Raw genomic sequence first — 21,298 nt, 5'->3', positions numbered from 1 at the left:
GCCGCGGCGCGGTGCGGGCCGGCCGGCGGAGCGGAGCGACGCGTGCCGCCGACGCGAGGGAAGGACGAGACGGCCAGCGGCGACGCGGCCGGCCGACGGTGCAGGGTGCTGCGGGGGGTGTGTGCCATGGCTGAAGATCTACTCCTTGCCTCAGACAGCTTTTCCACGCTCGGCGTGCGCTGTGCTGATCGGGACGCCCGGGGAAGTCCGCGCTGCGGGCCGAACGAGTGTTCGATCGAACGTCCGTTCCATTACGCGCCGCGGCGCGCCCCACTGTCAACAGTTTTCGGCGTGTCGCTCGAACAGATGTTTGAAATGTGACCTGGCGCCCGGCACAATGACGGCAACGGACGACAGCGCCACCGGCGCACCGGGCGCGGACGATGGAGGACGAGCATGGCAGCAGGCAAGGGTACCGACGTACGGGAGTTCCCAGAGCGAGCGGACGAGTCCGGCCTGACCGTGCGGCAGCGCAAGATCATGGAGGTCATCCGGTCGGCGATCGAGCGGCAGGGCTACCCGCCGAGCGTGCGCGAGATCGGCGAGGCCGTCGGGCTGGCCTCCCCGTCGTCGGTGGCGCACCAGCTGCGCCAGTTGCAGGCCAAGGGCTTCCTCCGCCGCGACCCCAACCGTCCGCGCGCCGTCGACGTGCGCAGCGACCACAGCGAGCGGCCGGAGAACGCGCCCACCCCGACGTTCGTGCCGGTCGTCGGCCGCATCGCCGCCGGTGGTCCGATCCTGGCCGAGGAGGCGATCGAGGAGGTGTTCCCGCTCCCCCGCGAGCTCGTCGGCGAGGGCACGCTGTTCCTGTTGAGGGTGGTCGGCGACTCGATGGTCGAGGCCGCGATCTGCGACGGTGACTGGGTGGTGGTCCGCCAGCAGCCGGTGGCCGAGCAGGGCGACATCGTCGCGGCGATGATCGACGGCGAGGCGACCGTCAAGACGTACCGCAAGCGGGACGGGCACATCTGGCTGCTGCCGCACAACCCCGCCTACGAGCCGATCAACGGAGACGAGGCGACCGTCCTCGGCCGCGTCGTGTCCGTGCTGCGCAGGGTCTAGCCGGTCCGGAAGCCGAGCGCCCGCTCGGCCCGCAGCCCCCACGGGGTCGACCACAGCCAGCGCACCAGGGCCAGCAGCAGGATGCCGGCGCAGGTGCCGGCCACGACGTCCGTGAGCCAGTGGTAGCCCATGAGCAGCACGGCGATCGCCGACACCACCGGGGCGGCGATCGCGTAGGCGCCGACCACGCGGCGTACCCACGCGCTGCGCACGTACTCCATCGCGATCCAGGCGCCGATGCTCGCCAGCAAGGTCGCGTTCGCCTGGTGCCCGGACGGGAAGGCGCCGCCCAGCGCTCCGGGAGCGTGCAGGTAGTCCCCGCGCGGATCGGCCGGGTAGCTGCGGGACAGGAACTCCTTGAACGGGTACACCGCGACCACCATGATGGCGCTCGCGCTCAGCGCCTTGGCCAGCGGCGCCAGAGTGCGGCGCTGCAGCAGGATCACCGCGCAGAGCACGCAGATCCAGGCCAGGTTGGTTCCGCGTCCGCCCGCCTGGCTCAGCACGAAGCCGACGCCGCTCCACGCCGGGTGCTCGCGCACGCCGACGTCGAGGAGTGCGGCGGAGACGTGGTGGTCGAGGGCGCGCAGCGACCCGTCCATGGCGACGTCCAGCAGCAGCCCGGCGAAGATCACCGCCGCGGTGACGAGCTGCCACCGGCGCGGCCGGAAGGCCGCGTGCGGGGTCGGCCACCGACCGTCGAGATCGCCGTACGGCGGGACGTCGAGGGGGGCGGTGGAGCTCACCGCCTCAGACTACGGGGCGACCCGCGCGTACGGTCCGACCTGCGACGCGACGGACGGGTAGGCCTTGCCGACCACGGCGGTGCCCTCCGGCGTGTACTCGATCGACTCGACGTCCGCCCGCTCGTGCAGGACGGCGACCAGGTCGCCGCGGTCGTACGGGATCACGACGTCGATGGTGACGGCGGGGCGCGGCAGCGCGGTGTCGATCGCCGCCCGCAGCGCGTCGAACCCCGCGCCGGTGCGCGCCGAGACGACCACGGAGCGGGGCAGCGCGCGCTGCAGGCGCTCGATCGTCTCCGGCTCGGCCGCGTCGCTCTTGTTGATCACGATGAGCTCGGGAACCTCCGTCGCGCCGATGTCGGCGAACACCTCGCGGACGGCGCTGATCTGGCCCTCCGGATCGGGGTGCGATCCGTCGACGACGTGCAGCACGAGATCGGCGTCCTCGACCTCCTCCAGCGTGGAGCGGAACGCCTCGACGAGCTGGTGCGGCAACGACCGCACGAACCCGACCGTGTCGCTGATGGTGTACGGGCGGCCGTCGGCGGTCTCCGCGCGGCGGACGGTCGGGTCGAGCGTCGCGAACAGCGCGTTCTCGACGAGCACGCCCGCCCCGGTCAGCCGGTTGATGAGCGTGGACTTGCCGGCGTTGGTGTAGCCCGCGATGACCACGCTGGCGACCTCGGAGCGTCGCCGCGACGAGCGCTTGGTGTCGCGGCCGGTCTTCATGGCCGCGATGTCGCGGCGCAGCCTGGCGATCCGCGAGTTGATCCGCCGCCGGTCCAGCTCGATCTTCGTCTCACCGGGTCCGCGCGAGCCGATGCCCTCGCCGCCGGCCACCCGGCCACCGGCCTGCCGGGACATCGACTCGCCCCAGCCACGCAGCCGCGGCAGCAGGTACTGCAGCTGCGCGAGCTCGACCTGCGCCTTGCCCTCGCGGCTCTTGGCGTGCTGGGCGAAGATGTCCAGGATCAGCGCGGTGCGGTCGATGACCTTGACCTTCACGACGTCCTCGAGCGCGCGGCGCTGGGACGGCGCGAGCTCGCTGTCGGCGATGACGGTGTCGGCACCGGTGGCCGCCACGATCGCGGCCAGCTCCTTGGCCTTGCCGGAGCCGATGAACGTGGCCGGGTCGGGCTTGGTGCGGCGTTGCAGGACGCCGTCCATCACCTGGGAACCGGCCGTCTCGGCCAGGGCGGCGAGCTCGAGCAGCGAGTTCTCGGCGTCGCGCAGCTCGCCGAGCTGCACGCCCACGAGGACGACCTTCTCGAGGCGCAGCTGTCGATACTCGACCTCGGTGATGTCCTCGAGCTCGGTCGACAGGCCGGCGACGCGGCGCAGTGACTGACGGTCCTCGAGGTCGAGGCCGCCGGTGTCGGCGTGGGGGATGTCGGTTGTCATATTGCGGCCCATTCTCCCACGGTCCCGGCGCGGGCGCATCCGACTATTCACGCCGCCGGTCCGCGCCGACGGCCGATGTGCTCAGCGGCCCTGGAAGGCGTCGAGCGCGACGCCCATCGCCGCGCCGAGCCGCCAGTCCAGCTGACGGCCCTGGCCGAACACCGGCAGCAGCAGCCGGTACTCGTCGCGCACCTTGCGCTGGCGCTCGCTGACGAAGACCGTCTCGCCGGCGGGGTTGACGAAGTCGAAGTGGAACTGCCACGGCACCAGGTCGAGGAGGTCGCCGACGATCGGCAGCATCCCGCCGAAGCGGCGCACCACCGCGACCTTCTGGCTGCGCTCCCGCCCGGTGGCCTGGACGCCGGGGCCCTCGAGGTACCAGGTGGAGTTCAGCAGCGACCGCGCCGCGTCCTTGCGGAAGACGCCGATCGGGCGGCCCTCCGCGTCCAGCACGTCGGTGGTGGCGGCCATGTCGATGATGTTGCGCGACTTGAAGGAGAACGCGATGCGCGTCTTCGACTCGTCGGTGAAGAAGGCGACCTCCTCGCGCAGCTTCAGGCGCTTCTGCTGCGCGAAGGCGATCAGCGGTCCCTCGCTGCCGTCCGGGAACAACGGCGTGATGCGGTACCGGTTGACCATCATGGTGATCTTCTGGCGCATCATCAGCCCGGCGATCGGTCGGTTCACAGCTCCACCTCTCCTTGCGCCACGATGACGGCCGGCCCGCGGAGCAGCACCCGGTCGGGCCGTACGTCGGTCTCCAGCCGCCCCCCGGGGACGTCGACGACGACCCGCCCGGAGTCGCGACCGTCGCGCGCCAGCGCGGCCACGGCGACCGCGCAGATCCCGGTGCCGCACGAGGGCGTCTCCCCCACGCCGCGCTCGTGGACGCGCATGCGCACGTGCGCGTCGGCGCCGGCGACCGGCTCCGCGTCGACGTACAGCTCCTGGTTGACGCCCTCGGGGAAGAGGCCGTGGTCGTACTGGGGCTCCTCCGTGAGGTCGAGCTCGTCCAGGTGGAGCCCGAACGGCGCGAGGTCGATCGCCAGGTGCGGGTTGCCCATCGAGATCCCGAGCCCGTCGAGCCGACGGCGCCCGAGCACCGTCGAGCCGGCGCCGAGGATCCGCGGCGGTCCCATGTCGACGGTGATCGTGCCGTCGTCCTCGAAGCGCGCTGTCTTCGTCCCGGCGCGCGTGGAGATCACTACCTCGGCGCCGTCGTCGAGACCGGACTCGCGCAGGTAGCGCGCGAACACCCGCACGCCGTTGCCGCACATCTCGGCGATCGAGCCGTCGGCGTTGCGGTAGTCCATGAACCACGGTGCCGTGCTGTCGGCCTCGGGGGCGTTCGCCGACCGCACCACCCGCAGGACCCCGTCGCCGCCGACGCCGCGGCGGCGGTCGGTGAGCCTCCGCACCTGGGGGGCGGTCAGGGTGAGCCGGCCGTCGACGTCGGGCAGCACCACGAAGTCGTTCTCGGTGCCGTGCCCCTTCGCGAACCTCACGCTGCTCACCCGTCGATGGTACGCAGGGCGGCATCCAGCAGGCCGCCGGAGGCGGCGTCCAGCCAGTGGATCCTGCGGTCGCGGGCGAACCAGGACCGCTGCCGGCGGGCGAAGCGGCGGGTTGCCGTCACGGTGTCGTCGCGGGCCTGCTGCTCGGAGACCTCGCCGCGCAGGAAGCGCAGCACCTGCGCGTAGCCGAGCGCCCGCGACGCCGTCCGCCCCTGCTCGATGCCCGGCCGCAGCCCCCGTACCTCGTCGACGAGCCCGTCCCGCCACATCAGGTCGACCCGGGTCTCGATGCGGCGCGCGAGCTCGTCCGCCGGCCGGTCGAGCCCGAGCTGCACGGCCTCGAGCACGGGCGCGGCCGCCGTCGGGAGGGACGCGGTGAACGGCGCGCCGGTGATCTCGACGACCTCCAGCGCGCGCACGATCCGCCGCCCGTTCGTCGGCAGGATCCGCTCCGCGGCCACCGGGTCGACGGCGCGCAACCGGCGATGCAGCGCGATCGCGCCCTCGGCCGCCAGCTCGCTCTCGAGGCGCGCGCGGACGAGCGGGTCGGTGCCCGGGAACCGCAGATCGTCGATGGTCGCCGTGATGTACAGCCCGGAGCCGCCGACCAGCAGCGCATGCTTGCCGCGCGCCTGGATCTCGGCCACCGTGGCCCGCGCGAGCTCGCGATACTCGGCGACGGTGACGGCGTGCTCGACCGGCCACACGTCGAACAGGTGGTGCGCGATCCCCCGGCGATCGGCCGGCGGGACCTTCGCGGTGCCGATGTCCATGCCGCGGTAGACCTGCATGGAGTCCGCGTTGACGATCTCGGCGGCGTCCGGGCCGCCGAGGCGCTCGGCGATGTCCAGCGCGAGGCTCGTCTTGCCGGACGCTGTGGGCCCCAGCACGACGATCGTCCGGCTCACGGGCGCCACCACCGGGCGACGTACTGGGCCACGCCGTACGGCGCGTCGTACGACTCGAGGCGCGCCTGCATCGGTGCCCGGCACAGCCCGGCCGCGACAGCCAGCGGGGCGGGCAGATCGGCCAGCAGCCGCGCAGCGAGCGCGAGATCCGGGTCGGCCAGATCGTCGAGGTCGGGGCCGCCGATCCGGCGCGCCAGCTCGTCGTCGAAGGGCACCGCCCGCTCGTCCAGGTAGCCCGGTGCGCCGTCGCGCCGCCGGGCCGACCCGCCGCCCATCACGAGCACGGACCGCACGTCGCTGCCGGCCAGCGCCGCGCGCGCCTCCCGCGGGTCGCGCACGCCGAGGTAGCGCGCGTCGTGGCCGTCCAGCAGGTACGCCGCCACCAGCGGCGCGGCTGCCGTGAGCGCGACCGCGTCGCCGGGGCCGGCGCCGTCGCCGTCGCCGTCGCCCCAGGCAACCTCGTACCGCAGACCGAAGGCCCGTGCGCTGAGGAGCTGTCCCCGCTGGACGGCGGCCGGCGGGGCGCCGCCGAGCACCAGCACCGGCGCGCCACCCTCGCGCAGCCAGCCGACCGCGGCCTGAGCCGCCGCACGAAGTCGCTCGATCTCGGCAACCGCCGTGCGCCCCGTCGCACCGGGCAGCAACGCGGGCGGGTTCGGGCAGATCACGGCCCTGCTGGCTTGGCTGGTTGGCACCCGACGAGGTTATCCGGTGCAATCGCACCCCGCGCCGCCGCGGACGGCGCGGAATCTGTGAGAATGCCACAATCACTGATGCAGGTGTTCTCGACCACGGAGGTTCCCAGCTATGGCAGCGAGCAACGAGTGGGGCCGCGTCGACGACGACGGTGCGGTCTATGTGCGCTCCGCTGACGGCGACCGGTCGATCGGCTCGTGGCAGGCCGGGACGCCCGAGGAGGGCCTGGCGCATTTCGTCCGACGCTTCGAGGACCTCGAGACCGAGGTCAGCCTCCTGGAGAACCGCCTGAAGTCCCCGTCCTCGGATCCCGCCGCGATGGCCCGCTCGGCGGCGTCCCTGAAGGAGTCGCTCCCCGAGGCCCACGCGATCGGCGATCTCGCGTCGCTGGGCGACCGCCTCGACGGAGTCATCGCGCAGACCGCGATCAAGAAGGAGCAGGCGCAGGCGGCGAAGGCGCACGCCCGCGCCGATGCGGTGGCCGCGAAGGAGGCGCTGGTCGCCGAGGCCGAGCAGCTCGCGACGTCCACGCAGTGGAAGACCTCCGGTGACCGGCTGCGCTCGATCATCGACGACTGGAAGGCGATCAAGGGCGTCGACCGCAAGACCGACGACGCGCTGTGGAAGCGGTTCAAGGAGGCCCGCGACGCCTTCGGCAAGGCCCGCGGCGCGCATTTCGCGGCGCTGGACAAGCAGCGCGAGGCCGCCAAGGGCGTCAAGGAGCGGATCGTCGCCGAGGCGCAGGCGCTCGCCGACTCGACCGACTGGGGCCCGACGGCGTCGCGGATGAAGTCGCTGATGAGCGAGTGGAAGGCGGCCGGCCGGGCGACCCGCGACTCCGAGGACAAGCTGTGGACGGCCTTCCGCGAGGCGCAGGACCGGTTCTTCGCGGCCCGCTCGGCCGAGCTCGACTCCCGGGACGCGTCGTACGTCGACAACCAGCGCGCCAAGGAGGCGCTGCTCGCCGAGTACGGGCCGAAGATCGACCCGGCGGCGAACCTGGACGCGGCGAAGGCCGCGCTGCGCGACCTGCAGGAGCGCTGGGAGCAGATCGGGCACGTGCCGCGCGACGCCATGCGGCCGCTGGAGGACCGGATGCGCTCGGTCGAACGGCGGGTCCGCGAGGCCGAGGAGGCCGAGTGGCGGAAGTCGGCCGCCCAGTCCAACCCGTTGCTGCTGTCGATGCGCGAGGGCGTGGAGAAGGCGCAGAAGCAGCTCGACAAGGCGATGAGCGCCGGCGACGAGAAGAAGATCGCCGAGGCGAAGGACAACCTCGCGGCCAAGCAGCAGTGGCTGGCCGAGGCCGAGAAGTCGGTGTCGCTCTAGCCGAGGCTCAGCCGCGGCGGACGGTGGGCATGCCGAGCAGGACGCCCGGCGCGGGGGCCGCGGTCGCCGCCTCGTGCGCGTCACCGGCCCGCGTACGCCGGTGCCAGACGAGATCGGCGTCCGCGTTCAGGTGGTGCGGCGCCGCGTACGTCACCGTCGCGCCGACCACGTCGCCCGGCCGGATCACGCCGTCCACGGCGTTGCCGGTCGGCGTGAAGTGCACCAGCCGCCCGTCGCGGGCGCGCCCGCTCATCCGGTGCGTGTCGGCGTCCTTGCGCCCCTCGCCGACCGCTACCAGCAGCTCCACCTCACGCCCGACGAGCGCGCGGTTCTCCGCCCAGCTGATCTCGTTCTGCAGCGCCACCAGCCGCTCGTAGCGCTCCTGCACGACGGGCTTGGGCACCTGGGCGTCCATCGTCGCGGCGGGCGTCCCCGGCCGCGGGGAGTACTGGAAGGTGAAAGCGCTGGCGAACCGGGCGCGCCGCACGACCTCGAGGGTGGCCTCGAAGTCGGCGTCGGTCTCGCCCGGGAACCCGACGATGATGTCGGTGGTGATCGCCGCGTCGGGCAGCTGCTCGCGCACCCGGTCGATGATGGACAGGAACCGGTCCGGGCGGTACGAGCGGCGCATCCGCTTCAGCACGTCGGCCGAGCCCGACTGCAGCGGCATGTGCAGCTGCGGGCAGACGTTCGGCGTCTGCGCCATGGCCTCGATCACCTCGTCGGTGAAGTCGCGCGGGTGCGGGGAGGTGAACCGGACCCGCTCCAGGCCCTCGATGCCGCCGCAGGCGCGCAGCAGCTTCGCGAACGCCGAGCGGTCGCCGAACTCCACGCCGTAGGCGTTGACGTTCTGGCCCAGCAGCGTCACCTCGAGGGCGCCGTCGGCCACCAGCGCCCGGACCTCGGCGAGGATCTCCCCGGGGCGTCGGTCGCGCTCGCGGCCCCGCAGCGCCGGCACGATGCAGAACGTGCAGGTGTTGTTGCAGCCGACCGAGATGGACACCCAGCCGGCGTACGTCGACTCGCGCTTGGCCGGCAGCGAGGAGGGGAACTGCTCCAACGACTCGAGGATCTCCACCTCCGCCCGCTTGTTGTGCCGCGAGCGGTCCAGCAGCGCCGGCAGCGAGCCCACGTTGTGCGTGCCGAACACGACGTCGACGTACGGCGCCCGATCGACGATGCTTTGCTTGTCCTTCTGCGCGAGGCAGCCGCCGACCGCGATCTGCAGGTCGGGACGCGCGCGCTTGATCGGCGCGAGATGCGAGAGGTTGCCGTACAGCTTGTTGTCGGCGTTCTCCCGGACGGCGCAGGTGTTGAACACGACCACGTCGGCCTGCTCCCCCGGGCGCGCCGGCGCGTAGCCGTTGCTCTCCAGGACCCCGGCGAGCCGCTCGGAGTCGTGGTTGTTCATCTGGCAGCCGTACGTCTTGATCTCGTACGTGCGCGCGGGACGGTGATCGATGCTCATAGCCCGTCTAGGGTACGCGTCGCCTCGGAGCAGTCGTTACGATGATGGACCACGTCGAGGATCGGAGGGACGGTGCGCAGAGCACTCCAGGCGATCGCCGCCGCGGCGATCGCCGCACTGGGCGCCTGTGCGACACCGTCGACCCCACCGGCCGCGACGAGCGACCGGCCGGAGACGTTCGCCGACGGCACCACGATGTCGGCGCTCTCCGCCGGCGGTACGGTGCGCATCGGCGTGAAGACGGACGTCCCGGGCCTGGGCTACCGGCCGCCGGGCGCACCGGCCAGCCAGCCGCCGGAGGGCTTCGAGATCGAGCTGGCGAGGTTCGTCGCCGGCGAGCTGCGCATCCCCGAGCAGGGCATCCAGTGGGTCCCGATGGACACCTACGACCGCGAGGGTGCGCTCACCGGCAACAAGGTCGACCTCGTGATCGCCTCCTACACGATGACCGACGAGCGCGCCGCCGTCGTCGGCCAGATCGGTCCGTACTACGTGACCGGCCAGCAGATCATGGTCCGCGACGGCTCGCCGATCACCGGCCTGAAGGACCTCGACGGCAAGACGGTCTGCTCGGTCGCGTCGTCGGAGTCCGACAAGGCGCTCGTCGCGCACGGCGCGATCACCAAGGCCTACACGTCGTACGCCGCCTGCGTGGACGCGCTGCTCGCCGGCGACCTCGACGCGGTGTCGACCGACGGGGCGATCCTCGCGGGGTTCCTTGAGGCGCACCCGAACAGCCTCAGCATCGTGGGCGAGCCGTTCACGACCCAGCGCTACGGCATCGGCTACCGGCACGGCGACATCGCGATGTGCAGGTTCCTGCGCGCGACCATCCTCGAGGCGTACGACCAGGGCGTGTGGAAGGCGGCCTTCGAGTCGACGCTGGGCAAGTCGGGGATCGTGGCGCCGATCCCCCCGCGCCCGGACGACTGCCCGACCGGCTAGCGCGACGCGGGTCTCAGCGGGCCACCTCGCTGGCTCGGGACTCCCGGACCACCGTCACCCGGATCTGTCCCGGGTAGGTCAGCTCGGCCTCGATCTGGCTCGCGACGTCCTTGGCGAGCTGGTGCGCCCCCGCGTCGTCGACCTCGCTCGGGCGCACCATGATGCGGACCTCGCGGCCGGCCTGCATCGCGAACACCTTCTCCACCCCGTCGCGCTGTGCGGCGATCTTCTCGATCCGCTCCAGCCGCTCGACGTACGCCTCGACGCTCTCCCGGCGCGCGCCCGGCCGGCCGCCGGAGCACGAGTCCGACGCCTGGGTCAGCACCGCCTCGACGGTCTGTGGCGCGACCTCGTTGTGGTGCGCCTCGATGGCGTGCACGACCTCCGGGGCCTCGCCGTAGCGCTCGGCGAGCCGGGCCCCGATCTGCGCGTGCGAGCCCTGCACCTCGTGCGTGACGGCCTTGCCGATGTCGTGCAGGAACGCACCGCGCTTGACCAGCTCGGGCGGGATGCCCAGCTCACCGGCGATGGCGCCGGCGATGTGCGCGGTCTCCACCAGGTGCAGCAGGACGTTCTGGCCATAGGACGTCCGGAACCGCAGCCGGCCCAGCAGCTTCTTCAGCTCCGGGTGCAGGTCGTCGATCCCGACCTCGAGCAGGGCGTCCTCGGCGGCCTTGGCGCAGACCTCGTCGACCTCCTGGAGGCTGCGCTCGTAGGCCTCCTCGATGCGGTGCGGATGGATCCGCCCGTCGGCGACGAGCCGGCTCAGCGTCAGCCGCCCGACCTCCCTGCGGACCGGGTCGAAGCTCGACAGCAGCACCGCCTCGGGGGTGTCGTCGATGATCAGGTTGACCCCGGTCGCCTGCTCGAAGGCGCGGATGTTGCGCCCTTCGCGCCCGATGATCCGGCCCTTCATGTCGTCGCTGGGCAGCGGGATCACGGTGACGACGCTCTCGGCGGTCTGCTCGCTGGCGACCCGGGCGATCGCGTCGGCGACGATCACCTTCGCCCGCGCGGTGGCCTGCTCGGTGGCCTCCTGCTCGATGCGCCGGCTCAGCGCCGCAGCCTCCCTGCGGGCGGCCGACTCGTGAGCCGCGATCAGCTCGTCGCGGGCCTCGCTCGCCGTCAGCCCGGCGATGCGCTCGAGCTCGGCGCGCGCCCGCTCCTCGCGCTCGGCCAGCGCGGCCTCGCGCTCGGTGGCGCTCGCCTCGGCACGGCGCAGCTCCACCACTCGGGCGTCCACCCGCCCGAGCTCGTCGTCGAGGCGCTCCTCGCGCTCGATGATGCGCTGCTCGCGGCGCTCCACGTCGCTCTGCAGCTCGCGAGCCCGGCCGAGGATGCGACCTGCCTCCCGCTCGGCGTCCTGCCGACTGGTGAGCATCAGCTCGCTGATCTCCAGCTCGGCGTCGCGGCGCGCCGCCGCCAGCTCGCCGTCGATGCGCGCCCGGATGCCCTGCGCCGCCGCGCGCGTGGCCTTGGCGTCGGCGAGTGCGGCCCGGCGGGTGGCCTCGACCTCCTCCTCCAGCTCGTCGCGGATCTCATCGCGCACCTCATCCTGGAGCTCGGCGCGGATGCGCTCGCGAGCCGCAACGTCGAACTCGGCGTTGACCTGGCGCTTGGCGGCGAGGCGCGCCTCCACCAGCGCAGCCGCCTTGGCTTCGTTGCGCCCGGCGCGGCGGCCCTGCGCGTAGCCGGCCGCGTGGCCCTCGGCCAGGCCGTCGGCGTGGCCCTGGGCGACGAGCTCGTCGCGCTCGGCCGCCGAGATCGGGCGGTGCGGTTCCGGCGCGCGGTCGGGCTCGGACGGCGCGGCGGGCGCCGGCCCGTCACCGGGCCCGCTCGCGTCGGCCGGCGTCGGGGCCTGCAGCCTGCGCCCGAAGTAGATCACGCAGCCGATGAGCACCAGCACGGCCAGCAGCAGCGCGATCGTGAGCGCGGTCGGCATCCGGCCTCCTTCATCGGCAGTGGCACCGTCGATCGAGGCTATTCGTCCGTCGGGACGGAGGCAACTTGACCCGTCTCGGACAGCGCGGCGTCGACCAGCCGCCACACCCGGGCGCCGTCGTATCCCTTGCGCGCGAGCATCCCGCCGAGCCGGCGCTTGAGCCGGTCGAGCTCGGACCGCTCCGCCGGCAGGACGCCCGGGAGCTTGCGGCGCAGCAGCGCCAGGGCCCGGGCGTCGTCGTCGCTGTCCACGCCGTCGCGCAACGCCGCCTCGATGAGCTCCTCGTCGACGCCCTTGCGACGCAGCTCCTGCCGCAGCATCGGCGCGGCCAACGCCTTCGAGCGCGACCGGCTGCGCACCCACTGGTCCGCGAACTGGGCGTCGTCGACATAGCCGAGGCGCCGGAGGCGGCCGAGGACGGCGTCGACGACGCCGTCCTCGTAGCCGCGCTCGCGCAGCTTGCCGGCGAGGTCGTGCTCGGTGCGCGCCGCGGAGGTGAGCCGCCGGAGGCAATAGCCGAAGGCGTGCTCCTCCGCGCGGTCGGCGTCGGCCACCATCGGCCTAGAAGTCGACCGGCGCCGGGGCGATCTGGTCCGGCGAGTCCTCGTCCTGGGTACGGATCAGGCCCAGCTTCTCCCGCAGCCGCAGATCGAGCTCGTCGGTGAGCTCGGGGTTGTCGCGCAGGAACCGGCGCACGTTCTCCTTGCCCTGGCCCAGCTGGTCGCCGTCGTAGGTGTACCAGGCGCCGGCCTTGCGGATGATGCCGTGCTCGACGCCCAGGTCGATGATGGAGCCCTCGCGGCTGATGCCCTCGCCGTAGACGATGTCGAACTCGGCCTGCTTGAACGGCGCGGCCACCTTGTTCTTCACGATCTTCGCCCGCGTGCGGTTGGCGACCGCGTCGCCGCCGTCCTTCAGCGTCTCGATCCGGCGGACGTCGATGCGCACCGACGCGTAGAACTTCAGCGCGCGACCGCCGGTGGTGGTCTCCGGGGAGCCGAACATCACGCCGATCTTCTCGCGGAGCTGGTTGATGAAGATCGCCGTCGTGCCCGACTGGGAGAGCGCACCGGTGATCTTGCGCAGCGCCTGGCTCATGAGCCGGGCCTGCAGGCCCACGTGGCTGTCGCCCATCTCGCCCTCGATCTCCGCCCGCGGCACCAACGCGGCGACCGAGTCGATGACCAGCACGTCGATGGAGCCCGAGCGGATCAGCACGTCGGCGATCTCCAGCGCCTGCTCGCCGGTGTCCGGCTGGCTGACCAGCAGCGCGTCGGTGTCGACGCCCAGCGCCTTGGCGTAGACGGGGTCGAGCGCGTGCTCGGCGTCGATGAAGGCCGCGATGCCGCCCGCCTTCTGCGCGTTGGCGACGGCGTGCAGCGCCACGGTCGTCTTGCCGGAGGACTCCGGGCCGTAGATCTCGATCACCCGGCCGCGCGGCAGGCCGCCGATGCCCAGTGCGGCGTCGAGGGCGAGCGAGCCGGTGGGGATCGCGTCGACCGGGGCGCGCTGGTCGTCCCCGAGCCGCATGATCGACCCCTTGCCGAACGACTTCTCGATCTGCGCGAGCGCGTTGTCCAACGCCTTCTCGCGGTCCATTCCTGCTGCCATGTCGTGCCCCTCTAGCTCGAGTTGTCCCGGCGGCGGCCGGGGAAGCCGGTGTGGTTTCGTGCGGGCTCCACGCTACGAACCGGCCCCGACAAAATTCTGGTGCGCTGGGTGCCGGTGGATAGCTCGGCGCCCTGTGGACATCAGCCTATACGAACAACTGTACGACGTACGCTTGTGCTATCGCGACACGCCGGGCTACTTCAGCGCGTACGGGATGTCGAAGGCCTCGTACACGGCCTTCCAGATCTGCTTGGTCTCGATGCCCGCCTCGATCGCCTCGACGACGGTGCGTCCGCCCAGCGAGGACAGCACGTGGTCCTGGGCCACCGAGCCGACGTACTCGGCCCCGAAGTACGCGGTCATCCGCTCCCAGAAGTCAGTCAGCCGCATGTACCCGCCCTTCACCCAGTGACGCCGTCGGCGTCGGCACCACCAGTATCGCCGCAATCCCCGCCGGTGCGGCGTCCTACAGGCCGAGCGAGCGCCCGACGATCTCGCGCATGATCTCGTTGGTGCCGCCATAGATCGACTGCACGCGGGCGTCCCGGAAGTAGCGCGCGATCGGGTACTCGTTCATGTATCCGTAGCCGCCGTGCAGCTGCAGGCAGCGATCGGCGGTCTGATTCTGCAGCCGGCTGAACCACGCCTTGGCGCCGGCCGCGTCGACCGCCGTGAGCTCGCCGGCGTTGTGGCTGGTGATCATCGCGCTGAGGTGCGAGCGGGCGACCTGCGCGGAGGTGACCATGTCGGCGAGCTCGAACCGGGTGTTCTGGAAGGAGCCGATCGGCTGCCCGAACGCCTTGCGGCCCTTCACGTACTCCAGGGTGTGGGCGATCATGCCGTCGATCGCGCCCATCGCGGCGACGCAGATGGTCAGCCGCTCCTGGGGCAGGTTGTGCATCAGGTGGTAGAAGCCGCGGCCGCGTTCACCGAGCAGGTTCTCCTTCGGCACCCGCACGTTGTCGAAGAACAGCTCGGCGGTGTCCTGGCTCTTGAGGCCGATCTTGTCGAGGTTCCGACCGCGCTCGAAGCCGGGCATGCCGCGCTCGACGACGAGCAGGCTCAGCGACTTCGACCCGGGCGCGTCCTGCTCGGTGCGGGCGACGACGAGGACGAGGTCGGCGAGGATGCCGTTGGTGATGAACATCTTCGAGCCGTTGAGCACGAAGGCGTCGCCGTCGTCCTTGGCGGTGGTGCGGATCCCCTGCAGGTCCGATCCGGTGCCCGGCTCGGTCATCGCGATCGCGGTCACCAGGTCGCCGCTGCAGAACCCGGGCAGCCAGCGCTTCTTCTGCTCGTCGGTCGTGAGCTCGGTGAGGTACGGCGCGACGACGTCGTTGTGCAGGGTGATCCCGAACCCGGGGGTCGACTCGCGGTTGGCCTCCTCGCCGATGATCGCGTTGAACCGGTAGTCGCTCATCCCGCCGCCACCGAACTCCTCGGGCACGTCGGTGCCCAGCAGCCCGGCGCGGCCGGCCTCGCGCCACACCTCCCGGTCGATCTGGCCGTCCTTCTCCCACTGCTCGTACGCCGGATAGACGTGCTTGGCGTAGAACGCCTGCACGCTCTCCCGAAAGGCTTCGTGCTCCGCGTCGTACAGCGTGTCGTTCATGCGCGCTCGTCCTTCCACGATGGCCGCTCCAGGTCAGAGCGCACTCTATCCGCCGGCCCCGCCCGCCCCGCTCCCGAGGCCGCCGACGACCGATGTCGGTGGCGGCGGGCAAGATGAGGGAATGCCCGCCCACGATCCCGGCCCCGTCGACGCGCTCGAGGGGTTCGCGCCCGCCACCCGGGCGTGGTTCGCCGCCGCGTTCCGGGCGCCGACGCCCGCGCAGGCGGCGGCCTGGCGGGCGATCTCCGGCGGCGACCACGCGCTCGTCGTGGCGCCGACCGGCTCGGGCAAGACGCTGGCGGCCTTCCTGTCGGCGATCGACCGGGTGCTGACCCAGGCGCCTCCCGCGGAGCCGCGCCGCCGCTGCCGCGTCGTGTACATCTCGCCGCTGAAGGCGCTCGCCGCCGACGTCGAGCGCAACCTGACCGCGCCGCTGGTGGGCATCGAGAACGCGGCAGCCCGCTTGGGCTCGACGACCAGCCCGGTCCGGGTGAGCACCCGCACCGGCGACACGCCCGCGGCCGACCGGCGCCGGTTCGCCACCGCGCCGGGCGACATCCTCATCACCACCCCGGAGTCGCTGTTCCTGCTGCTGACCAGCGGCGCCCGGGAGGCGCTGCGCGGTGTCGAGACGGTCATCGTCGACGAGATCCACGCGCTGGCCGGCACCAAGCGCGGTGCGCATCTCGCGCTGTCGCTGGAGCGCCTGGATGCGCTTCTGGAGCGGCCGGCGCAGCGCATCGGGCTGTCGGCGACGGTGCGCCCGGTCGACGAGGTCGCCGCCTTCCTCGCCGGCTCGGGCCGCGAGGCGACCGTCGTGGCACCGCCGAGCGACAAGGGCCTCGACCTGCGCGTCGTCGTCCCGGTCGAGGACATGGCCGACCTGTCCGACCAGTCCGACTCGTCCGGGCACCTGCGGCGCTCGATCTGGCCGGCGGTCGAGGACGCCGTCTACGACCTGGTGCGCAGCCACCGGTCGACGATCGTGTTCGCCAACGCGCGGCGGGCCGCCGAGCGGCTCACCGCCCGGCTCAACGAGCGGGCCGCGGCGGAGGCCGGCGGCGATGCGGGGGAGGCGGCGTTCCCGGCCGAGATGATCGCGCAGAGCGGTCTGGGGCACGGCGGCGACGACGAGCACGTCGTGGCGCGTGCCCACCACGGGTCGGTCAGCCGCGAGCAGCGGCTCATCGCCGAGGAGGGCCTGAAGTCCGGGACGCTGCCGGCCGTCGTCGCGACCAGCAGCCTCGAGCTCGGCATCGACATGGGCGCGGTCGACCTGGTGGTCCAGGTCGAGTCTCCGCCGTCCGTGGCCTCGGGCCTGCAACGGGTCGGGCGAGCCGGGCACCAGGTCGGCGTCCGCAGCGAGGGGGTGTTCTTTCCGAAGCACCGCGGCGACCTGGTCAGCACGGCCGTCGTCGTCGACCGGATGTACGCCGGCGACCTCGAGCCCCTGCGCATCCCGGCCAACCCGCTCGACGTCCTCGCGCAGCAGATCGTCGCGATCCTCGCCGACGCCGAGTACGCCGTCGGCGAGCTGTTCGACCTGATCCGCCGAGCCGCGCCGTACCGCAACCTGCCCGAGCCGCTGCTGCACGCCGTTCTCGACATGCTCGCGGGCCGCTACCCCAGCGAGCAGTTCGCCTCCCTGCGCCCGCGCATCGTGTGGGACCGGCTGACCGACCGGGTCCGTGGGCGTCCCGGCGCGGCGCGGCTCGCGGTCACCTCCGGCGGCACGATCCCGGATCGCGGGCTGTTCGGCGTGTTCATCGCCGGCGACGAACGCGGCGGTCGTCGCGTCGGCGAGCTCGACGAGGAGATGGTGTACGAGTCGCGCGTCGGCGACGTCTTCCTGCTCGGCACCTCGACGTGGCGGATCGTGGAGATCACCCACGACCGCGTGCTCGTCGTCCCGGCTCCCGGCGTGCCGGGCCGGATGCCGTTCTGGACCGGGGAGTCGCAAGGCCGGCCGTTGCCGCTGGGCCGCTCGATCGGCGCGTTCCTGCGCGAGCTCGACGCCGGGCGCGAGCCGGCTGCGCTGGCCAACCTGGACGGCTACGCGGTGCAGAACCTGCACGCGTACGTCGCGGCCCAGCGCGTCGCCACGGGCGTCGTGCCGCACGACCGCCGGATCGTCGTCGAGCGCTTCCGCGACGAGCTGGGTGACTGGCGGGTGATCGTGCACTCGCCGTTCGGCGACCAGGTCAACGCACCCTGGTCGCTGATCATCGGTGCGCGGCTCGAGCGCGAGTACGGCGCCGACGCGCAGGCGATGCACGGCGACGACGGCATCGTGCTGCGGGTCCCCGACACCACCGGCACGCCACCGGACCTCGACCTGGTGCTGGTCGACCCCGGCGACGTGCAGCGCCTGGTCACCGAGCAGCTCATGGGCTCGGCGCTGTTCGCCAGCCGGTTCCGGGAGTGCGCCGCCCGCGCGCTGCTGCTGCCGCGCCGCGACCCGGCCAAACGGTCGCCGCTATGGCAGCAGCGGCAGCGCTCCTCCCAGCTGCTGACGGTCGCCGCCCGCTTCGACGACTTCCCGATCATCCTCGAGACGCTGCGCGAGTGCCTCCAGGACGTCTACGACGTACCGGGCCTGATCGACCTGCTCACCCAGATCGAGCGCCGCACGATCGCGCTGACCGAGGTGCAGACCTCGAGCGCCTCGCCGTTCGCGCAGTCCCTGCTGTTCGGCTACGTATCGAGCTTCATCTATCAAGATGACGTGCCGCTCGCCGAGCGCCGCTCGGGCGCGCTGTCGCTCGACCTGTCGTTGCTGCGCGAGCTGCTCGGCCAGATCGAGCTGCGCGAGCTGCTCGACCCCGATGCGATCGACGAGGTGGGCGCGGCCCTGCAGCGGCTCGCCCCCGAACGCGCCATCGGGTCGCTGGAGGCCTTGGCCGACGCGTTGCGCGAGCTCGGCGACCTCACCGCCGACGAGCTGGCCGCGCGCGGCGCGGACCCGGCGTGGGGGGCCGCGCTGGTCGGCGAGCGGCGGGCGCTGGCGCTGCGCATCGCCGGCGACGAGCGGTTCGTCGCGATCGAGGACGCCGGACGCTTCCAGGACGCTCTCGGCATCGCGCTGCCGGTGGGGGTGCCCGAGGCGTTCACCGCCGTGCTGCCCGACCCGCTGGGCGACCTGGTCGCGCGGTTCGCGCGCACGCACCCGCCGTTCACCACCGCCCAGGTGGCGGCCCGGTTCGGCATCGGGGAGGCGGTGGCGCGGCGCACCCTCGAGCGGCTCGCCGCCGACGACCGGATCACCAAGGGCGAGCTGACCCCAGGGGTGACCGGTTCGGAGTGGTGCGACGTCGACGTCCTGCGGCGCATCCGGCGCCGGTCGCTGGCGCGCTCGCGCGCGGAGGTCGAACCGGTCAGCCACGTCGCCTACGCCCGGTTCCTCACCGCGTGGCAGGGCGTCGGCCAGCGGGCGCACCGGGGCGCCGACGGCGTGTTCGCCGTGGTCGAGCAGCTCGCCGGCGCCGTCGTCGGGGCCTCGGCGTGGGAGTCCCTCGTGCTGCCCGCCCGCGTGGTGGGCTACTCCCCCGCCCTGCTCGACGAGCTCACGGCCGCCGGCGACCTGCTGTGGGTGGGGGCCGGCTCGTCCGGTGCCGACGGCTACCTGCGGCTGCTGCCCACCGACCTCGTCGGGCTCCTGCCGCCGCCGGAACCCGTCACCGACCCGCTGGAGACCGCCGTGCTCGCCGCGGCGCGCACCCGGCCGGCCAGCTTCTTCCGGGAGATCCTCGCGCAGCTGCGCGAGGACGACGCGACGACGCCGGAGAAGGACATCGTCGAGGCGCTGTGGCGCCTCGTGTGGGCCGGGCACCTGACCAACGACACCCTCGCTCCGTTGCGGGCGCGGCTCGCCCAGCGGGGCACCGGCCGTGCCGCGACCCGCCGGTCGCGGCACGGCCGCGCCCGGACCCGCATCGCGACGCCCAGCCCGCCGTCGGTGAGCGGTCGCTGGTCGCCGGTGCCGCGCGCCGATCCGGACGATGCCACCGCCCAGCTGGTGTGCGACGTGCTCGTCGAGCGGTACGGCGTGCTCACCCGCGGGCCCGTGCAGGCCGAGGACGTGCCCGGCGGCTTCGCGGCCCTCTACCCCGTGCTCGCCGCGTACGAGGACGCCGGGCGGCTGCGCCGCGGCTACTTCATCGAAGGGCTCGGGGCCGCCCAGTTCGCCGCCGCGGGCGCGGTCGACCGGTTGCGCGCCGACGCCGTCGACGGCGAGACGCTGGTGCTCGCTGCGAGCGACCCCGCGAACCCGTACGGCGCGGCGCTCGCCTGGCCCGAGGGCCGCGGTCCGGACGGCGAGGCCTCGCGGCACCGGCCGGCGAGGAAGGCCGGTGCGCTCGTGGTGCTGCACGACGGCGTCCTCGCGCTGTACGTCGAGCGTGGCGGAAAGACGCTGCTGAGCTTCACCGAGGAGCCCGCGACGCTCGCCGCCGCCGCGAAGGCGCTCGCCGCGTCCGTCTCGGCGGGGGCCGTCGACGGCCTGCACGTCCAGCGCGCGGACGGCGACGGCATCGACATCCACGGTCCGCTCGCCGGCGCGCTGACCGACGCGGGGTTCCGCGTCACCCCGCGTGGGCTGCGGCTGCGGTCCTAGCTAGAGCTCCAGGCCCGGGTACAGCGGGTGCACGTCGAGCATCTCCGCGGCCGCCGCCTTGGTGCGCTCGGCCACGCCGTCGGCCAGGGTGTACGACGCCTTCGACGGCGCGCCCGCCTTGGTCGTCCCGGGCTGAGTGCCCTCGAGGACGTCGACCACGAGCTCGGCGACCCGGTCGAAGTCGTCGCCGGTGAAGCCGCGGGTGGTCAGCGCCGGCGTGCCGAAGCGGATGCCGCTGGTGTACCAGGCGCCGTTGGGGTCGGCCGGGACCGAGTTGCGGTTGGTCACGATGCCGGCGTCCAGGAGGGCGGACTCCGCCTGGCGGCCGGTGAGCCCGAACGACGACACGTCGAGCAGCACGAGGTGGTTGTCCGTGCCGTCGGTGACGAGCTTGGCGCCGCGCTTCATCAGCCCGTCGGCGAACGACTTCGCGTTGTCCGCCACGTTCTGCGCGTAGGTCTGGAAGGCCGGCTGGCGAGCCTCCGCGAGCGCGATGGCCTTCGCTGCCATCACGTGCGACAGCGGACCGCCGAGGACCATCGGGCAGCCGCGATCGACCGAGGAGGCGTATTCCTCCTGGGCGAGGACGATGCCGCCGCGCGGGCCGCGCAGCGATTTGTGGGTGGTGGTGGTCGTGACGTGCGCGAACGGGACGGGGTTCTCGTCGCCGGTGAACACCTTGCCGGCGACCAGGCCGGCGAAGTGCGCCATGTCGACCATCAAGGTGGCGCCGACCTCGTCCGCGATCTCGCGCATCTTCGCGAAGTCGACGCGCCGCGGGTACGCCGAGTAGCCGGCCACCATGATCAGCGGCTTGAACTCGCGGGCGGTGGCGGCGACCTGGTCGTAGTCGAGCAGGCCGGTCTGCGGGTCGGTCCCGTACTGCCGCTGGTGGAACATCTTGCCGGAGATGTTGGGCCGGAAGCCGTGGGTCAGGTGGCCGCCGGCGTCCAGGGACATGCCGAGCAGCCGCTGGTTGCCGAGCTTGCCGCGCAGCTGCTCCCAGTCGTCCTCGGTGAGGTCGTTGACGTTCTTGGCGCCGAACCGCGCCAGCTCGGGCGCCTCGACGCGGTGGGCCAGGATCGCCCAGAACGCGACCAGGTTGGCGTCGATGCCGGAGTGCGGCTGCACGTAGGCGTACGGTGCGCCGAACAGCTCGCGGGCGTGCTCGGCCGCGACCGACTCGACGGTGTCGACGTTCTGGCAGCCGGCGTAGAAGCGGTGGCCGACGGTGCCTTCGGCGTACTTGTCGCTGAGCCAGGTGCCCATCGTCATCAGGACCGGCAGCGAGGCGTAGTTCTCGCTGGCGATGAGCTTGAGCGAGGCGCGTTGGTCGGTGAGCTCGCTGCGCGTCGCATCGGCGATCCGCGGGTCGATTCCGCCGATGATGTCGAGGGCGCTGCGGTAGATCTGCGAGGAGGCTGCGGCGATGTCCTGGGAGTCCGTCATGCGCCA

General features: G+C 72.7%; 17 protein-coding genes. 4 read left to right on the top strand and 13 right to left on the bottom strand.

Annotated elements, in window-relative coordinates:
- Window positions 1–396: 396 nt before the first annotated feature.
- Window positions 397–1,062: a transcriptional repressor LexA gene (gene lexA, locus F8A92_RS09460; RefSeq protein ID WP_153504913.1), complete on the top strand. Its 666-nt coding sequence runs from the start codon at window positions 397–399 to the stop codon at window positions 1,060–1,062.
- Here lexA and F8A92_RS09455 read toward each other — a convergent pair.
- The 6 genes from F8A92_RS09455 to F8A92_RS19005 form a co-directional block, all read right to left on the bottom strand.
- On the bottom strand, window positions 1,059–1,808 hold the full coding sequence (locus F8A92_RS09455) for a phosphatase PAP2 family protein (protein ID WP_153504912.1): 750 nt from the start codon (window positions 1,806–1,808) through the stop codon (window positions 1,059–1,061). The genes lexA and F8A92_RS09455 overlap by 4 nt on opposite strands.
- A gap of 9 nt (window positions 1,809–1,817) precedes the next feature.
- Entirely contained in the window at window positions 1,818–3,209 is a 1,392-nt protein-coding gene (gene hflX / locus F8A92_RS09450; protein ID WP_228389329.1) for a GTPase HflX, read from the bottom strand.
- An 81-nt stretch (window positions 3,210–3,290) separates the two neighbouring features.
- Window positions 3,291–3,896, bottom strand: a complete 606-nt coding sequence (locus F8A92_RS09445; RefSeq protein WP_228389328.1) for a hypothetical protein — start codon at window positions 3,894–3,896, stop codon at window positions 3,291–3,293.
- The gene (dapF, locus tag F8A92_RS09440; protein WP_228389327.1) at window positions 3,893–4,723 is read right to left on the bottom strand and encodes a diaminopimelate epimerase; all 831 of its coding nucleotides are present in this window, start codon (window positions 4,721–4,723) and stop codon (window positions 3,893–3,895) included. The genes F8A92_RS09445 and dapF overlap by 4 nt, the downstream gene beginning before the upstream one ends.
- Window positions 4,720–5,631 (bottom strand): tRNA (adenosine(37)-N6)-dimethylallyltransferase MiaA, encoded by a 912-nt coding sequence (miaA, locus tag F8A92_RS19010; RefSeq protein ID WP_228389326.1) that lies wholly within the window; start codon window positions 5,629–5,631, stop codon window positions 4,720–4,722. The genes dapF and miaA overlap by 4 nt, the downstream gene beginning before the upstream one ends.
- The gene (locus F8A92_RS19005; protein ID WP_228389325.1) at window positions 5,628–6,326 is read right to left on the bottom strand and encodes a class III extradiol ring-cleavage dioxygenase family protein; all 699 of its coding nucleotides are present in this window, start codon (window positions 6,324–6,326) and stop codon (window positions 5,628–5,630) included. Before F8A92_RS19005 ends, miaA begins: the two co-directional genes overlap by 4 nt.
- A gap of 112 nt (window positions 6,327–6,438) precedes the next feature.
- Here F8A92_RS19005 and F8A92_RS09430 point away from each other — a divergent pair, with 112 nt between their 5' ends.
- The gene (locus F8A92_RS09430; protein WP_153504909.1) at window positions 6,439–7,653 is read left to right on the top strand and encodes a DUF349 domain-containing protein; all 1,215 of its coding nucleotides are present in this window, start codon (window positions 6,439–6,441) and stop codon (window positions 7,651–7,653) included.
- A 7-nt stretch (window positions 7,654–7,660) separates the two neighbouring features.
- Here F8A92_RS09430 and miaB read toward each other — a convergent pair whose 3' ends face one another.
- On the bottom strand, window positions 7,661–9,121 hold the full coding sequence (gene miaB / locus F8A92_RS09425; protein WP_153504908.1) for a tRNA (N6-isopentenyl adenosine(37)-C2)-methylthiotransferase MiaB: 1,461 nt from the start codon (window positions 9,119–9,121) through the stop codon (window positions 7,661–7,663).
- A 72-nt stretch (window positions 9,122–9,193) separates the two neighbouring features.
- Here miaB and F8A92_RS09420 point away from each other — a divergent pair, with 72 nt between their 5' ends.
- A complete protein-coding gene (locus F8A92_RS09420; protein WP_153504907.1) occupies window positions 9,194–10,066 on the top strand; it encodes a glutamate ABC transporter substrate-binding protein in 873 nt (290 codons plus the stop codon).
- Between the two features lie 13 nt (window positions 10,067–10,079).
- Here F8A92_RS09420 and rny read toward each other — a convergent pair whose 3' ends face one another.
- The 5 genes from rny to F8A92_RS09395 form a co-directional block, all read right to left on the bottom strand.
- Window positions 10,080–12,008 carry a ribonuclease Y gene (gene rny, locus F8A92_RS09415; RefSeq protein ID WP_153504906.1) on the bottom strand — a complete coding sequence of 643 codons (1,929 nt, stop codon included), beginning with the start codon at window positions 12,006–12,008 and terminating at the stop codon, window positions 10,080–10,082.
- Window positions 12,009–12,046: 38 nt separating this feature from the next.
- The gene (locus tag F8A92_RS09410) at window positions 12,047–12,565 is read right to left on the bottom strand and encodes a regulatory protein RecX (protein ID WP_153504905.1); all 519 of its coding nucleotides are present in this window, start codon (window positions 12,563–12,565) and stop codon (window positions 12,047–12,049) included.
- A gap of 4 nt (window positions 12,566–12,569) precedes the next feature.
- Window positions 12,570–13,619 carry a recombinase RecA gene (recA, locus tag F8A92_RS09405; protein ID WP_153504904.1) on the bottom strand — a complete coding sequence of 350 codons (1,050 nt, stop codon included), beginning with the start codon at window positions 13,617–13,619 and terminating at the stop codon, window positions 12,570–12,572.
- A 195-nt stretch (window positions 13,620–13,814) separates the two neighbouring features.
- On the bottom strand, window positions 13,815–14,009 hold the full coding sequence (locus F8A92_RS09400; RefSeq protein ID WP_153504903.1) for a DUF3046 domain-containing protein: 195 nt from the start codon (window positions 14,007–14,009) through the stop codon (window positions 13,815–13,817).
- A gap of 76 nt (window positions 14,010–14,085) precedes the next feature.
- Window positions 14,086–15,231 (bottom strand): acyl-CoA dehydrogenase family protein, encoded by a 1,146-nt coding sequence (locus F8A92_RS09395; RefSeq protein ID WP_153504902.1) that lies wholly within the window; start codon window positions 15,229–15,231, stop codon window positions 14,086–14,088.
- A gap of 121 nt (window positions 15,232–15,352) precedes the next feature.
- Between F8A92_RS09395 and F8A92_RS09390 the strand changes: the two genes are divergently transcribed.
- The gene (locus F8A92_RS09390; RefSeq protein ID WP_153504901.1) at window positions 15,353–19,843 is read left to right on the top strand and encodes an ATP-dependent helicase; all 4,491 of its coding nucleotides are present in this window, start codon (window positions 15,353–15,355) and stop codon (window positions 19,841–19,843) included.
- Here the strand turns inward: F8A92_RS09390 and F8A92_RS09385 are convergent, their stop codons facing one another.
- Window positions 19,844–21,292, bottom strand: a complete 1,449-nt coding sequence (locus F8A92_RS09385) for a glycine hydroxymethyltransferase (protein WP_153504900.1) — start codon at window positions 21,290–21,292, stop codon at window positions 19,844–19,846.
- Window positions 21,293–21,298 lie beyond the last annotated feature (6 nt).

Source organism: Cumulibacter manganitolerans (assembly GCF_009602465.1).
Lineage (GTDB): Bacteria > Actinomycetota > Actinomycetes > Mycobacteriales > Antricoccaceae > Cumulibacter > Cumulibacter manganitolerans.
The sequence above is the reverse complement of the archived record's forward strand: the minus strand, read 5'-3'. Positions and strand labels throughout refer to the sequence as shown.

Bases quoted from the DNA above. Each gene is read 5' to 3' on its own strand.
- lexA (WP_153504913.1), top strand. From the start codon at position 397: ATGGCAGCAGGCAAGGGTACCGACGTACGGGAGTTCCCAGAGCGAGCG.
- hflX (WP_228389329.1), bottom strand. From the start codon at position 3,209: ATGACAACCGACATCCCCCACGCCGACACCGGCGGCCTCGACCTCGAG.
- F8A92_RS09430 (WP_153504909.1), top strand. From the start codon at position 6,439: ATGGCAGCGAGCAACGAGTGGGGCCGCGTCGACGACGACGGTGCGGTC.
- miaB (WP_153504908.1), bottom strand. From the start codon at position 9,121: ATGAGCATCGATCACCGTCCCGCGCGCACGTACGAGATCAAGACGTAC.
- rny (WP_153504906.1), bottom strand. From the start codon at position 12,008: ATGCCGACCGCGCTCACGATCGCGCTGCTGCTGGCCGTGCTGGTGCTC.
- F8A92_RS09410 (WP_153504905.1), bottom strand. From the start codon at position 12,565: ATGGTGGCCGACGCCGACCGCGCGGAGGAGCACGCCTTCGGCTATTGC.
- recA (WP_153504904.1), bottom strand. From the start codon at position 13,619: ATGGCAGCAGGAATGGACCGCGAGAAGGCGTTGGACAACGCGCTCGCG.
- F8A92_RS09400 (WP_153504903.1), bottom strand. From the start codon at position 14,009: ATGCGGCTGACTGACTTCTGGGAGCGGATGACCGCGTACTTCGGGGCC.
- F8A92_RS09395 (WP_153504902.1), bottom strand. From the start codon at position 15,231: ATGAACGACACGCTGTACGACGCGGAGCACGAAGCCTTTCGGGAGAGC.
- F8A92_RS09390 (WP_153504901.1), top strand. From the start codon at position 15,353: ATGCCCGCCCACGATCCCGGCCCCGTCGACGCGCTCGAGGGGTTCGCG.
- F8A92_RS09385 (WP_153504900.1), bottom strand. From the start codon at position 21,292: ATGACGGACTCCCAGGACATCGCCGCAGCCTCCTCGCAGATCTACCGC.